Genomic DNA, 15715 nt, shown 5'->3' on the forward strand with positions numbered 1-15715 from the left:
CTTCTGGAATATTGTTCACTCGATTCAATGAGTGTGAGGGGGTGTAATCAGCTAAAACGATATAAAAAAGCAACGCTCACGATAGTAGGATCGTAGACGTTGCTTAGTTGAAATGACGATAGGAAAAGTCATAATACTTACTGATTTCCACGGACATCCAAAAGTGAATAGTTGCGGACATCAAAGCGATTGCGACTTGAGGAATACTCGATCGGTTGACCATCTTTGAGATAGACTACTTGCTGGACTTCAAGAACTGGATCGGTCTCTGCACAATTCAAATATTGTTGATCAAACGCAGAGCTTTTATCTGCTGAGATCGCGCGATAGGCTCCAGCAAAATGGACATTGAGTTCTTTGTGCAAATAATCATAGATCGATGATAGGAGATGCTCTTTCTTTAATCCTGGAACAAGTTGCACTGGCATAAAAGTATGTTCTAGAATATACGGTTCATCATCTAAGATACGTAGGCGATGAATATTATACACAGGCTGTTCCGCATCGATCATCAAGCGTTCTTGAATAAAAGCATTAGGAAACTCAACATCGAATTGAATGATCTGACTTGTCAGCGAGCGTTGTCGGCGTTTCATTTGTAAACTTAATCCTTCGTATTCATTAGCTGGAGAAGTATCTTTGTTTAAATAAGGATGGCTTAAAATCTTAGTTCCAGACCCTCTTTGGGAATAAACGAGTCCTTCCATGGCTAAGATGTTGATGGCTTTTTTGATCGTCATTCGACTAGCATTGAATTCTTCGACTAGATCCACCTGATTTGGTAAAAAACTATTTGGTGGATATTTTTTTGAACGAATTCGATCTCTTAGGACATTTGCGATTTCTTCATATTTTGGCACGTTTTTCACCTCACTTTGAGTATAACGAAAGATCATAGCGCCGACAACCAATAAAAGCATGAGAAGCGCGGATAGCTTTATCAGAGAATTTATTTTTTAATTTTGGTACAGGAAATAGCTGACTGATGTTTTATAGAGGACAGTTGCTCATTGCGATCAATGAAATACCAATTTATGTATGTTTCAAAACTTAAAGAAGCACCCATGAAAATGCAACGAGCAAATTTTCGTGGATGCTTCTTTGATTATTGTTCGTGAATATGATTATTTCAACTTCAAATACTACATTCCTTTAGTATAAGATCAAACAACATCCAAATCAGGTTGTTTATCTAAGATCATCAAGAATGGATACCAGATAACTGCGACGATCACAAAATCGATCACTTGGAGTAAGCCACCTAACCATGAGTTAGTGGCTAAGACACCACTTGCGATGATTGGCACTGTCCATGGAACGGAGACACCAGTTGGCGCTGGTACGATACCTGCTGCCATTACAAGGTAGTTGAACGTTGTTACGACTAATGGTGCGACAACCCAAGGAATCAAAATAGTTGCATTCAATACGATCGGTAAACCAAAAATTGCTGGTTCATTCACGTTGAAGATTCCTGGTGCAAGAGCTAAACGACCGACATCACGATATTGTTTTTTCTTCAAAACAAAGGCCATCAATAATACAACTGCTAAAGTCATACCTGATCCACCGATTCCGACAGTGAATGTTTCCATAAATGGTTTTGTGATGATGTGTGGTAATTCTTGACCATTTTGGTAAGCTTCTAAGTTATCAAGCATTAAGGTGTTCCAAATCGGGTCCATCACAGAGTTGACAATGATTTGACCATGAAGACCAAAGAACCATAAGAATTGTACAAAGAACAAGGCAATTAAAGTTGCAGGTAAACTACTTCCTAAACCAGTCAATGGTTTTTGGATAACTTCGTAAACCACATCATGCAAGTTTGCGTGGAAGACACCAGTCATTACAGCATTGATGATCAAGAAAACGGTCAAAGTAACAACTGCTGGTATCAACGCCGCAAATGATTTTGTCACAGCGGGTGGCACGCTTGCAGGCATTTTGATCTGCCAACCACGTTTAGTGATTCGGCAGTAGATTTCACCTGCGATGAAAGCTGCGATCATCCCGATGAACATCCCTTTTGCACCTAAGCGATCAAGAGTCAACACACCTGATACTTCTTCGCCACCGACAGTTGTCATGACGAAAGGTGTTAAGATCAAGAAGCTGGCAAATGAGACAGCACCTCCAAAAATACCTTCTACATCATATGATTTAGATAAATAATAGCCAATACCAAAAGTAACAAAGACAGACATGATACTCATTGTTGCATTTTGTCCATTTCCAAATAAGCTAGACAACGTTCCTTTAGTCGCATCACTAAAGAAAGGTAAGTTATTGAAAACGACAACAATCGATCCGAACATTGTTAAAGGAAACGACAACATAAATGCATCCCGTAACACTGTCAAGTAACGATTTTGCCCTAGTAGGTTCGCTAAAGGCATGATTTTCTGAGCAAGTTTATCCATAAAACCGTTCATTTTATTCACCTCTATTATAATTTGCAATCGATTACAAAATGAGTATAACTTCAATTTAGATAAATGTCTAGTCATTTATTTAAAAAGTATTGATTTATTTTTAAGGTTTGGTATGATTACGTTATCAAAAGAAAAATAAGCGAGGGACTAAACATGACAAATTATGTATTTCCAGAAAATTTTTGGTGGGGTTCAGCTGCTAGTGGACCACAAACAGAAGGACGTGTAGCAGGAGATGGAAAAGGAGAAAATATTTGGGATCATTGGTACGACTTGGAGCCTGAGAAGTTTTTCAATCAAGTAGGACCAAGCAAGACTTCTCAAGTCTACACGAAGTATAAAGAGGATGTCGCATTGATGAAAGCTACTGGTCATAATACGTTCCGAACATCGATCCAGTGGAGTCGTTTGCTTCCTAATGGTACAGGGAAAGTAAATGAGCAAGCAGTCACTTTCTATCGTACGTACTTTGAAGAACTGATTGAAAATGGTATTGAACCCTTCGTCAATCTCTTCCATTTTGATATGCCGATGCCTTTACAAGAAAAAGGTGGCTGGTTAGCGAGAGAGACTGTTGATGCTTATGCTGAGTATGCCAAAACATGTTTTGAGTTATTCGGCGATCTTGTGAAGAAATGGTTTACGCACAATGAGCCGATCGTCCCTGTAGAAGGTGGCTATCTTTATCAGTTCCACTATCCAAATCATGTGAACTTCAAAGAAGCAGTTCAAGTGGGTTTCCACGAAAACTTAGCAAGTGCAAAGGCGATTCAGATCTACCATGAAACAGGACAAGATGGAGAGATCGGTATTATCTTGAACTTGACACCAAGTTATCCACGTGACGAAAATAATGCGGAGGATGTGAAAGCTGCGGCGATTGCGGATGCCTTTTTCAATCGCTCATTCCTTGATCCAGCAGTAAAAGGTGAATTTCCACAAGAGTTGATCGATATCGTCAAAGAATTGGATATCATGCCTGTAATGGAAGAAGGCGATTTGACGATCATCCAAGAAAATAAAGTGGATCTATTAGGAATCAATTACTATCAACCCCGACGGATCAAAGCGAAAGAAACACCGATCGACAAAGATCGTGCGCCGTTACCAGATGATTATTTCGATAACTACGATATGCCGAATAAAAAAATGAATCCTTATCGTGGTTGGGAAATTTATGAGAAAGGTATCTATGATATCTTGACGAATACGAGAGAAAATTATGGCAATATCAAATGCTTTATCTCTGAAAATGGCATGGGTGTCGAAGGGGAAGAGCGCTACGTGAATGAACAAGGCATGATCGAAGATGATTATCGTATCGAGTTTGTGACAGATCATTTGAAATATGTGCATCAAGCTATTCAAGAAGGAACAAATTGTTTAGGCTATCATATGTGGACATGTATGGATAACTGGTCATGGACAAATGCTTATAAAAATCGTTATGGCTTTATCGCAGTTGATCTAGAACAAGATGGGAAACGGACGATCAAAAAATCAGGACACTGGTTTAAAGAAGTAGCAGCAAATAATGGTTTTGAAGCGTGATCAGTGACTTCGAAAAAAAGAATCAAGTATTTTATAACTAAATGAATGGGATAAATTATTTTGAAATAAGGTGGGGAATCTAACAATCAGATTTTCTGCCTTATTTTTTCTGTTGGAGCCAGGGGCTTTTGAACCATATCCATAAGAATTGTTCTTCGTTTCTAATCGTGCTACACTAAAAGAAAAGAAGGAGGCGGTTTCAATGGTAGACACGTATAAAAATATTTTAGTAGCAATCGACGGTTCAGAAAAATCAGAAAAAGCATTTATTGAAGCAATCGCAACAGCAAAACGAAATCAAGCAAAATTACACATCTTGTATGTAAATGAGGTGTCAGGAAATTATTTTGGTGACTTTGCTTTTGTCACAACAAGTTTACAAGAAGAGTTAGATGAAGTGGCAGACAAACAAATGAAGGAACATCAAAATCTAGCGATCGAAAAAGGTTTGACGGATATTAAAACATATGTGTTATACGGTTATCCTAAAACATTGATCGCAAACTTCAACGAGTCAGAAGAGCCAATTGACTTGATCGTCATGGGGGCGACTGGGTTAAACGCCGTTGAACGTGCATTGGTTGGTTCAACGACTTCTTATGTGGTAAATCACGCGAAATGCAATGTATTAGTAGTAAAATAAAAGATTTTGCTCGAACTATTTACTTTTAACATATAATTTATCCGTTTTTGAGGATGCTGCATGATTCATTGCGCATCCTTTTTTGTTTTTCGGCTCTTTGTCAATAAGGACTGATGAGTTGCGAAAAATTAAATCTGGGTCAGAATGAACCTCATTCTGGCTCAGATTTTTTGTTATCTAACATTGATTAATTGATTGGTCAAAAAGATTCTAATTTTCATGTTCTCAAATGATCTAAAACCGTAGGATACTCGTTTCATCGTTTTTATGTGGGTATTCTTTGCTTCTATTTTTCCATTGGAGTAAGGATAAATCATCGCATTGGCGATGCCTTCTTCGTAGGTCAGAAGGTTTTGAAGTTTCTCACGAAAGCCGTCATCTAACGTTTCGGGAAGTTCTGCCAATAAGGAGAAAAACAAGTCAGGGTCTTTGTCTCGAAAAGCTTCAACTAATTCATGGAAAAAGGGATACGCCTCCTTTAGGGGCGTAGAAAAGCTAAGCAATCGATCAATCATCATTGCTTCAGTAAGAAATGGGTATTTAGGTGCTCGGAAACTTTTCCATGTTTTATACTCATAGTGGTTAATGTTTGCACGATTTTTTAGCAGAAAGCGCCAGTTCTTTTTCAGTTTTTCTGCATGGCTTTTCTGTCCTGCTTTACGCAGTTCATTCATTTCACGGATACGCAACTCATTGAAAGCTTGATTCATGTGTTTGACAATATGAAACCGATCAATCACTACTTTCGCATTTGGCAGAACGCGTTTGGTAAGCTGGAAGTAGGCGGCGTTCATGTCTGTGACTAAGAATTTTACTTCTTCTGGATTGATGCAGCCCAAGAAATAGTTTGTTAATCGAGGTAATTTACGCGTAGGTAAGATATCAATTAAATTACCTGTTTCTCCATCTGCGCAAATAAAGCTCATTTTATCTTCTATGGAAGTGTGCGAACGAAATTCATCAACCATCAATACTTTGGGGAGAATCCTCTTAGTGGGCTTTGGTAAATAGCTTTTAAACTCTTTCAATGTACGAATAACAGTGGTCAAAGATACCTGACAGCTTTTCGCAATAAAAGATAAAGAGACTTTTTCAGTCAGTAAAGAAGCAATTTTATATCTGACATGATCCGCAATTGAATGTCTTGGGCGGACAAAATAGCTTTGAGCAGTCCAATGGGATCGACAGTTTTTACAGGTATAGCGTTGCTTTTTTAAGCGCATAACCATTGGCATATGATTGTATTGTTCAAAGCGGACAATGATTTCCTTCTTCCCATTTTTCACCACAGTTGCTTTCCCGTTTCCATCTACCACAGTAGAACCACAACTTCTACAGGCACGAGGAGTAGGTGAGAGAATGGCATTAATGACCAATGTCTTTTCCTTATGAAAGATCTCGTAAGAGATCTTAGTAATCATCAAATCTTTATCTATTAATCTCAGCATTTTTTTGATAGAATCATTCATATAGCATATCGTCCTCTCAGTTGTTTATTTTGTGGTGATTTAATCATACTAGAGAACGATATGTTTTTTAATACCTAAAATGAAAATGAGACTAAAGAATCAATTTTGATTCATCAGTCCCATAAATTATAGAGCCTGTTTTTCAGCAGAAAATGCGGTAGGATAAACAAGACAAACGTATTTCAAATAGGAGATGGATGAAATGGAACAACAATATGTCCAAGTAATGACGATCGCTGGATCAGATAGCGATGGAAGTGCAGGGATGCAAGCAGACTTGCATACGTTTTTTACAAGAAAGGTCTATGGGGTAGCTGTTTTGACTGCTTGTGTCGCTGGAAATTCTTATGGAATCGGTGCAAGTGTTCCTTTACCTACGGATTTTATCGATAAAGAATTTGAACTGCTTGCAGATGATTACCAAGTCAAAGCAGCAAAGACTGGGATGTTAGCAGATGCGACATTGATCAATACCGTGGTCAAAAATATTCAAAGGTATGATTTCGGTCCCTTGGTCGTTGATCCAGTCATCATGACGAAACATGGCAATCAATTATTGGAAGAAGAAGCATTGACTACATTAAAAACAGCATTACTGCCATTGGCAGAAGTAGTTACTCCTAATTTTTATGAAGCAGAAAAACTGACTGGTCTCAAATTGAGAACAGAAGAAGATTATGAAAAAGCGGCTAAGATCCTCCAAGAGCTGGGACCCAAAAATGTTTTGATCAAAGGACATCATACTAGTGATTCCAATCAACAAACAGTGAGGGATTATGTTCGTTTAGCTTCAGGAAAAACATTTTGGTTAGAAGCACCATTTTATGCAACAGATCGCATCAATGGAACAGGTGATTCTTTATCTGCGTGTATTGCTGCTGAATTAGCAAAAGGAGAAACGGTGGAAGCAGCCATCCGTATTGCGAAACAATATGTCAATCAAGCAATCAAAGAAGAACTTTTTATTGGACATAAATATGGCCCAATCAATCATTGGGCGGCAAGTACGATCGACTAACTGATAGCAAAAATGATTTTAAACAGCACTCCCCTGATAGCTACTAGTGCATCCTAATGGATTCTGGTGGTTCTCAGGGGAGTTTGTTGATTAAGTAGATAACTTTAGAAAAATAAGTAGCTGTTTTTTGAAAAATAGTTAAACACTGTCTGGACTCTAACTAACTCACCTCTAACAAAATAGCCTCATAAAATAACCCGTTTTTCATCTTTATTACATCCTTTGTTAATTTTTTTGTGTTATTATATGCTACGTGGTTAGTATGTCTTGGTTTTTAGAGAGCGCAAACAAAAAATAATTTTTAGTAGGAGAAGGTTTATGAGAGCAATTCTATATCGTGTGCTAAGAAGACGTCAATTTATTTATATGTTAGCTTTTATGGTAGTTCTAGGTTTATCTTGCTTGTTTACATATGGTATCATTGGGCAATACCCATGGAAGGGAGGGTATGACGAACCGACCAGTCTTTATTCATTACATATGCTTGTTATTCCGGCAGTAACTTTAATAACGTTTAAGTTTTCTTTTTCATTGCTTGCAACGATTCCAATCGGGGATATTTTAGCGGAGGATCGCCAGAGTGGTTATATGAAATCGATGGTGTCTCACATCACGTTAAAAAAGTATTTGATCAATCATTTTTTGTTGGCTTTTCTCATTGGTGGGTGCTTAGTGGTTATTCCTGTCCTTGTTAATTTTATTAGCCTCCTGTTTTTTATTCCTGTGACGCCTTTGCATCGATTTTATAGTATGTTTTTGGTCCCTTCTGATGAATTCATGCCCCATTTGTATTATGACCATCCAGGCATCTATTTGTTAGTGCGAAGTGCCTTTCTCTTTTTGTATGGTGGCTGTCTCTCTTTATTTGCTAGTATTTGCGCTTATTTAACACATAATCGTTACCTTGCTATCTTGATTCCAATGTTTTTTGTTTTAGTCAGCGATATGTCGATCAGTGTGTTGCGTGCTGCAAAGTATAGTTTGAGTGATCAATTTATTGGAACAGAAAGTCTTCAGTTGACAGGCGTTTTGTTTGTCATAACTATACTGCTATTTGCAGTCATGACGGTGATCTATGGGGTGAAGAAGAATGAGATTTAAGCAAACTATTTGCTATTATTTGTCGCTTACTTCACATAAGAAAATCTGGGGATGTTTTTTCATAGGGATGATCTTCAGTTTGGGTAATTTAGTTTATCAGTATAATCAGATGGGACAACAATACGACGAGTTAGATTTACTGCTTTATGGACCATACGGTATTTTAAATGGAGGAATAAATGGATTTATCAGTTCTATTTATTTGATGATATGGCTGTTTTTTATCCATAGCTTAGATAAAAAAACAGAAGAAAATTTTTACTTATTACATGTTAAAACAAAGTTGAAACTATTGGTGAGTAAGGATCTAATCATGGTTTTGAGTCTGATCCTCTACATAATTTTCGTTTTCCTGGGATTTATTTTCGCCTACCTCATCATGTACGCTCTCGTTAAGGGAGAATTGGTGGAGGCAGAGCTAACTTTATTGAATGTTGGTAAGATCGCAGCCATCAAGTACTTACAATTTCTATTTATAGGACATCTTTTTCTCTTATTAAATAGAGTAATTAGAAATTATTTAGTCGTTGTATTAATGGTTATGACAGTATTTATTATAAACTTAGTTGACTCATTTCCGGCTTTTAATCTCGTGTTTATCGTTAATCGACAACAAATAACGGCTCAAGGTACATTTATCGCTTGGCTGGGTTTATTGATTTCTCTGAACCTTTTGCTTTTTGCAGCAAAATATACAGTCACTCTACTAAGGAGGTCCAACCAATGGTGCTTACCTCGATCATGATAGTCACTAGACGGATGATCAGTTTTACCTTTACCTATGGGAAAAAATGGTGGATCTCTACTGGGGTGTTTTTGATAGGTTACCTTTTAGCAATTAAGTATATGTATCCTAGGATCCTTTTTGATGGAGAAAGTATCCTTACTTTCTTGTTTCAAGGTCCTTATCCTATTCATAACTATACAGACTATTTACTTCCTTATCTTTGGCTTTTGTTTCATCTGTTCTCATTGCTATTTATCTTTTTCCCGATTATTGAATTATTGGAAACACAAAGTATTTTTTTATTGATCCGGATCAAAAGTAGACGTAAATTGGCAATTTCGATTTTTCTTACGATCATAGTGGATTGTTTTGCCTATCTTCTCATTTTTTTCAGCGCACTTTTTTTAATTTTTTATTCCGCTGATTTTTGGTCATTGGCTGTTATACATTATAGCTTTCTATTATTTTCGACGGTTATCTTGCTTAATTTTTTAGCCGTATTCATTTATTTTATTTATTCAAACGGTATCTTCTCGTTATTGATCTGCATGGGCATGCTGGTTGTTGCAAGTCTAGTCAATTTTAAGTTTATGCCTTATAAATATTCATTGATTCTAACTAATGATATTCATTTCTATTTGACTCATCCTACATTATTCGTGGTTTTAGGAATACAGTTGGGATTATTGTTAGGTTATTTGGTTGGTATTTTATTTTTCATTCGTAGGCACATATTTTAGGAGGGTTTCCATGGCATTTTTAGAAATAAAAGAAGTAACCGTTGAAAGAAAAAAACAACGAATCCTTAATGAGGCAACGATTTCAGCTGAGCTTGGTGACGTTGTAGGTTTCATCGGTCAAAATGGTTCGGGTAAAACAATGCTTTTTAAAGCAATTTGTGGCTTTATTCGTCTTTCAAAAGGAAAGATCAAGGTAGGGGAAGAAACAATCGGCAAAGAAGTAGACTTTCCTTCTCATACAGGAATGTTGATTGAAAATCCTGGATTTATTGGTTCGATGACAGGTTTTGACAATTTATATAGCTTGTCGTTATTGACCGATAATGTCAAAAAAGATGAGATTGTTGAACTATTAACACTCGTAGGTTTATTGGATAAACAGAAAGTTAAGGTTACCAACTATTCTTTAGGGATGAAACAGCGTTTAGGAATTGCGCAAGCGTTGATGGGTGATCCGACGATGATCATTTTAGATGAGCCTTTTAATGGGTTGGATAATCAAGGAATTGAATTGTTGATCGAGATTATTGAAGAATTGAAGTTAAGAAATAAGCTAGTCTTGCTGACAAGTCATCGAAACGAAGATTTGCAAAGAGTTTGCACCAAATTTTATCAAGTTGATCGTGGAAGTTTTTCAAGAATTGAGGTATCGAATGATGAGAAAAAGTAAAATTTTCTTTTTTTGTCTGGGCGGTTCAATAATCTTAGCAGTCGCAGTTGCTCGTATTATCGAAATCAATCGTGGAGTACCCAAATCATTTGCAATTACCACTTACCATTTGAACGACGTAGTCTCTTTAAATGATTTAGAACTCACTGTTTTAAACTATTCTAAAGGAAAGTCCTATCATTATGATGGTGGGAACCCGATGGACCAATATGAGTTTATGCCTGTGACAGTTACAGTAAACGTTAAAAATATATCGCCGGATGCCCAGGATTTGGCAATTTTGAAAGAAAGTCGGTTATTTAGTGGCTACAACTATTACAATACAGGTGATGTTGACTTTCCGCAACAGGTACTAGATCCTCAACAGCAAACGACGCTTACATATGTCTACACGGTCGATGCAGAAAAAGTAGAAGAATCCTTTCAATTTGTGTTAACAACTCAAGCTTTACTTCGATTTGATCAAGCGAATTATCATGCTAATTACGATAAAGGAGTCTATAAAGGTGTAGCTATCCAGCTATGATCGTTCCAATTCAATGGAAATTTTGAAGGGTCTCTTTTTTTCTTAATACTGTAAAGACAGCTCAACAAAAGAAACTCCCTTAGCAGACTCTGAGAAATCTGCTAAGGGAGTTTCTTTCTTGAAATATCCTATCAATGAAATAAGGTTGTCATTACAACTGTTGATTATTGAAGGAAAAATAGGTCACAAAATCGGTGAGAATAGTCTGGAGATTTGTTGTTTGAACAGCAACCAATTAGACATTTCTTTGACTGTTTCAGTAGTCATCGGTTTGCTTGCTTGTTCATCGAGTACAAATTGGTCGGCTAGTTGTTGCAAGAAAGCTGGATCATAAATGATTGCACTACTTTCAAAATTCAAACGATAGCTACGAATATCTTGGTTAGCTGATCCGACTATGCAGATTTCGTCGTCCATGATCAATGTTTTCGCATGTAAAAAGCCATTTTCATAAACTAAGATCTGTACATTTTCTTTGATCAATTGGCGAGCGTAGTACTGAGTTGCTCGGTAGATGAAAGGATGATCTGGTTTGTTAGGGATCATGATTTTCACCTCTACGCCAGAAGCGGCAGCGATTTTTAACGCGGCAATCACACTTTCATCAGGCACTAAATAAGGTGTTTGGATCCATACACGTTTTTTTGCTGAACTGATCAGCTTGATAAAGGATAACTTTATCTGTTCCCGTTCGTTGTTCGGTCCGCTAGACACAAGTTGAATCGATGTTTGGTATAGTTGATCCTGATCTTCTTTCTCTGCTTTAAAGAAATAATCTAAATGATAGCCGACTTTTTTTTGATCTGGAACAGAGACATTCCAATCCATCAAAAAGCGAAGCTGTAATAAAGAGGCAGCGGCCCCATACATACGAATATGCGTGTCTCGCCAATAGCCAAATTTTTTGGTGTGGTTGACATATTGATCGGCAATGTTGAAACCACCTGTGTATCCGATCTTGCCGTCAACAACGATGATTTTCCGATGATCATGATAATTTAGACGAAAGCGTAGAAGTGCCCGTTGCGAAGTGATGAACGTGTGGACATGACCGCCATTTTCGACTAACTTTTTAAAATCTTTTGTTTTTGTGCCATGGGAGCCAAAGGCATCATAGAGTAAACGGACTTCGACACCTTCCGCTGCTTTTTTTTCCAATACTTTCAAGATTTGTTGGCCGATGTTGTCAGTAACGAAGGCATAATATTCGATATGGATCGAATGCTCAGCTGCTTCGATATCTTTCAGGACGGCTGTTAATTTTTCTTGACCGTCTGTCAGTAAAGTGACGGCATTTTTTCGCGTGAGTGGCATTTGATTCAAGGATGAAAAGAAATCAACGAAATGCTGATGATCTTCATTCTGGATGATGGGATCATAATGTTCTAAGGTATCTCCCTTGAAATCCTGGAAATTTTCCAGTTCGGTTAAATCACTCTGACGCAGATAGAATTTTTTCTTGTCGGTCAAGCCACGACCAAAGAAAAGGTAGAGAATAAAACCAAAACCAGGTAAAGCAAATAAAACAAGTAACCATGCCCAGATTGCTGCGACGTCACGAGGTTTGATCAAGATAGTTACAAGAGCAATAAGTGCGTTCAGTACATATAAAAAAGTAATAATACTTCCTACCACGAGTGAATCCTCCTTTATATAATAACACTAGTATAGCATGAGAAAGGAGAGAAGCATATTCACAAGAAAACAAAGGTGGAAATTTTTTGAAAATATCAAGAGGATAAGCGAAAGTTGTTGCAATTTAAAAATAAATCATGTAGGATAAAAGTACAGTTGAATATCTCCTTAGGGGAGTAACCGACAACATTTGTTGTGATAATATCAACAGTAAGTTAACCAATTGGTTTTCTGGTATTGTATGAAATGGTGAGACCTAAGACAAATCCGTATTTGTCTTAGGTCTCTTTTTTTTCAGGCGATAACGGAAACAATAACTAAAATGGGGGATGAAATTTGGAAAACAAGGAACACGCACAATCAACGGTCTACAAAGAATCGATCGACACGTTGATGCAACAAACGCAAAGCTCACCTGATGGGTTGAGTAGTACGCAAGCAAAAGAAAAATTAGAAAGAGACGGCTTGAACCAACTGAAGGAAGCACCGAAGAAGCCAACTTGGAAACTGTTTCTCGAAACTTTTAAAGACGCTATGGTAATTGTGTTATTAGTTGTTGCATTGATTCAAATGGTGATGGGTGACTATATCGAATTTTTCGTTATCTTTGCCGTGTTGATGTTGAACTCAGTGATCAGTGTGATCCAAACGAAAAAAGCAGAAGGTTCACTTGAAGCATTGAAAAACCTTTCTGCACCAGATGCAAAAGTGATTCGTGACGGAAAAGAAATGACGATTCCGGCAAATGAATTAGTGGTTGGGGATATTGTTTTACTTGATGCAGGTGACTATGTACCGGCAGATGGACGTTTGTTAGAAGCTGGTTCATTAAAAGTTGACGAAGGAATGTTAACAGGTGAGTCGACATCAGCAGAAAAAGAAGTAGTAGAAATTACTCAGACTGTGCCGATCGGTGATCGCTTGAATATGGTCTTTAGTGGTACGATCATTACTTACGGTCGTGGGAAATTCTTAGTAACTGCTACAGGAAACAATACAGAAATCGGTGAAGTTGCTGGTTTATTAGAATCAACAACAGAACAAGTGACACCATTACAACGTGGTTTAGATAAATTCAGTAAGAAGTTAAGTTTAGCCATTTTAGGCTTATCATTGGTGATTTTAGGTATCCAATTATTCCGTATCTATATGGGTGGCGGAACAGGAGATATGACGGCAGATATCGTTAGTGCCATCATGTTTGCAGTTGCGGTTGCCGTAGCAGCGATCCCTGAAGCATTGCAGTCGATCGTGACGATCGTCTTGTCACTTGGAACCAATAAAATGGCCAAACGACATGCAATCATCCGTAAACTACCAGCCGTAGAAACGTTAGGCTCAACGAGTATCATTTGTACGGATAAAACTGGTACATTGACACAAAACAAAATGACTGTTGTTGACTATTATTTAGCTAATGGGGCAACTGGTGATTTTTCAAATGATCCAAAAAACTGGTCTGTCGATGAGCGTCGTTTAATTGAGATCAGTGTCTTGGCAAATGATGCGTCAATCAGTGAAGATGGTTCTAAACTAGGTGATCCAACAGAAGTAGCGTTTGTTGACTTCAGTGAAAAAATGAACCAACCTTATCGCGAGATCCGCCAAACGTATCCAAGACAAGCAGAATTACCATTTGACTCGGATCGAAAATTGATGTCAACAGCACATGAAATCGACAATCAACAATTTTTATTTGTCAAAGGTGGACCAGATATCGTGTTTGGTCGCAGTACAAAAGCATTGGTAAATGGTGAAGTCGTGCCAATGACAGATGAGTTAAGAAAAAAATTCCAAGAACAAAACGAAGCATTCTCAAAACGCGCATTGCGTGTATTAGCCTTTGCTTATCGTCCAATCAATAGCCTAGAATTATCATTTGATGATGAAGATGATTTAATCTTGGTTGGGATCATGGCAATGATCGATCCGCCAAGAGATGAAGTAACTCAAGCAGTCAAAGAAGCAAAAAGTGCTGGGATCAAAACGATCATGATCACTGGTGACCACAAAACAACTGCGGTTGCTATTGCAAAAGAAATCGGTATTTTTGCTGAAGGTGATCAAGCCTTGACTGGTACAGAATTAGATGAGCTATCAGAAGATCAATTGAATGAAGTATTGGAAAAAGTAACGGTTTATGCACGTGTATCTCCGGAAAATAAAATCCGTATCGTGCGTGCTTGGCAAACAAAAGGTCATATCTCTGCGATGACAGGTGACGGAGTAAATGATGCACCTGCCTTGAAACAAGCAGATATTGGTATTGCAATGGGTACAGGTACTGACGTAGCCAAAGATGCTGCAGCAATGGTTCTGACAGATGATAATTTCGCATCGATCGTCAGCGCAGTGGAAGTAGGACGTAATGTCTTTGATAATATCAAAAAAGCCATCTCTTACTTGTTCTCAGGAAACTTAGGCGCGATCATCGCGATCATCTTTGCCTTGGTTGCAGATTGGTCAAATCCATTTACAGCTTTACAATTATTGTTCATCAACTTAGTTAACGACTCATTACCAGCAATCGCGTTAGGAACTGAAAAAGCAGAGCCAGCGACAATGAAACGTCCACCAAGAGATCCAAATTCAGGTATCTTTACGGACAAAACATTGATCTCTGTGACATATCGTGGCGTATTGATCGGTATTGCGGTTATTTTTGCTCAATGGTTAGGAATGCAACATTCACCTGAATTTGGCGTGGCGATGTCCTTCACAACGTTGATTTGGTGTCGTACATTGCAAACATTCCCAGCCCGTTCAAATACACAAACAGCGATCCAAGCTGGTTTCTTCTCAAACCGCAGTGTCCTATTAGCAGTTGCTGTATGTAGTGCGCTTTACTGTATTGCGATGATCCCAGGACTAAAAGAAGTCTTCTCGATCCCAGCAGCGTTTGGGTTGACTGAAGTCTTCACTTGTATTGGAATCGCGCTTGTAACGGTTGTATTGATGGAAATCACTAAAATGATTTTGGTACGTGTACAAGGAAACAAATAATTATTAAAGACAAAATAGTTCATCTATCACTTACGAATAACAATAAAATGTGATAGTTTTAAGCCTTTCGAATCAAAAAGAAATCCACGAGAATCGTTTCTTCGATTTTCGTGGATTTTGATTTATACTAAGAAATAAAGCTCATCGTTTCTCTCATAAAAAATTTATTCCGAAAAGTGAAAACGAAAGGAAAATTA

At 37.7% G+C, this 15715-nt stretch carries 13 protein-coding genes; 9 read left to right on the forward strand and 4 right to left on the reverse strand.

Annotation, left to right across the window (positions count from 1 at the left end):
* Positions 1-137 precede the first annotated feature (137 nt).
* Together IGK77_RS05205 and celB are read right to left on the reverse strand one after the other, a co-directional pair.
* Positions 138-860, reverse strand: coding sequence for a GntR family transcriptional regulator (locus IGK77_RS05205; protein WP_023519447.1), 723 nt, complete (start codon positions 858-860; stop codon positions 138-140).
* A 303-nt stretch (positions 861-1163) separates the two neighbouring features.
* Positions 1164-2435, reverse strand: a complete 1272-nt coding sequence (gene celB / locus IGK77_RS05210; protein WP_010735815.1) for a PTS cellobiose transporter subunit IIC — start codon at positions 2433-2435, stop codon at positions 1164-1166.
* A gap of 153 nt (positions 2436-2588) precedes the next feature.
* Here celB and IGK77_RS05215 point away from each other — a divergent pair, with 153 nt between their 5' ends.
* Both IGK77_RS05215 and IGK77_RS05220 read left to right on the forward strand, forming a co-directional pair.
* Positions 2589-3986 carry a glycoside hydrolase family 1 protein gene (locus IGK77_RS05215; RefSeq protein WP_074801858.1) on the forward strand — a complete coding sequence of 466 codons (1398 nt, stop codon included), beginning with the start codon at positions 2589-2591 and terminating at the stop codon, positions 3984-3986.
* Positions 3987-4188: 202 nt separating this feature from the next.
* Entirely contained in the window at positions 4189-4629 is a 441-nt protein-coding gene (locus IGK77_RS05220) for a universal stress protein (RefSeq protein ID WP_010735813.1), read from the forward strand.
* 173 nt (positions 4630-4802) lie between these two features.
* Here IGK77_RS05220 and IGK77_RS05225 read toward each other — a convergent pair whose 3' ends face one another.
* Entirely contained in the window at positions 4803-6098 is a 1296-nt protein-coding gene (locus tag IGK77_RS05225; RefSeq protein ID WP_438713035.1) for an ISL3 family transposase, read from the reverse strand.
* Positions 6099-6300: 202 nt separating this feature from the next.
* On the opposite strand from IGK77_RS05225, the gene thiD reads away from it, so the two are divergent.
* The 6 genes from thiD (at position 6301) to IGK77_RS05255 (ending at position 10880) form a co-directional block, all read left to right on the forward strand.
* Entirely contained in the window at positions 6301-7116 is an 816-nt protein-coding gene (gene thiD / locus IGK77_RS05230) for a bifunctional hydroxymethylpyrimidine kinase/phosphomethylpyrimidine kinase (protein ID WP_074801230.1), read from the forward strand.
* A gap of 318 nt (positions 7117-7434) precedes the next feature.
* On the forward strand, positions 7435-8217 hold the full coding sequence (locus IGK77_RS05235; RefSeq protein WP_074801227.1) for a hypothetical protein: 783 nt from the start codon (positions 7435-7437) through the stop codon (positions 8215-8217).
* Positions 8207-8962, forward strand: a complete 756-nt coding sequence (locus IGK77_RS05240; RefSeq protein ID WP_074801223.1) for a hypothetical protein — start codon at positions 8207-8209, stop codon at positions 8960-8962. Before IGK77_RS05235 ends, IGK77_RS05240 begins: the two co-directional genes overlap by 11 nt.
* Positions 8941-9684, forward strand: coding sequence for a hypothetical protein (locus IGK77_RS05245; RefSeq protein WP_074801219.1), 744 nt, complete (start codon positions 8941-8943; stop codon positions 9682-9684). The genes IGK77_RS05240 and IGK77_RS05245 overlap by 22 nt, the downstream gene beginning before the upstream one ends.
* Positions 9685-9694: 10 nt before the next feature.
* Complete coding sequence (locus tag IGK77_RS05250) at positions 9695-10354, forward strand: ATP-binding cassette domain-containing protein (protein ID WP_071866329.1); 660 nt, start codon at positions 9695-9697, stop codon at positions 10352-10354.
* Entirely contained in the window at positions 10341-10880 is a 540-nt protein-coding gene (locus IGK77_RS05255; protein WP_143073255.1) for a DUF4352 domain-containing protein, read from the forward strand. Before IGK77_RS05250 ends, IGK77_RS05255 begins: the two co-directional genes overlap by 14 nt.
* Positions 10881-11063: 183 nt before the next feature.
* Here IGK77_RS05255 and cls read toward each other — a convergent pair whose 3' ends face one another.
* Positions 11064-12515 (reverse strand): cardiolipin synthase, encoded by a 1452-nt coding sequence (gene cls, locus IGK77_RS05260; RefSeq protein ID WP_074801213.1) that lies wholly within the window; start codon positions 12513-12515, stop codon positions 11064-11066.
* 336 nt (positions 12516-12851) lie between these two features.
* Between cls and IGK77_RS05265 the strand changes: the two genes are divergently transcribed.
* Positions 12852-15518: a cation-translocating P-type ATPase gene (locus IGK77_RS05265; RefSeq protein ID WP_010735810.1), complete on the forward strand. Its 2667-nt coding sequence runs from the start codon at positions 12852-12854 to the stop codon at positions 15516-15518.
* Positions 15519-15715 lie beyond the last annotated feature (197 nt).

The sequence above is a fragment of the Enterococcus sp. DIV0806c genome (assembly GCF_051710905.1).
Classification (GTDB): domain Bacteria; phylum Bacillota; class Bacilli; order Lactobacillales; family Enterococcaceae; genus Enterococcus_B; species Enterococcus_B mundtii.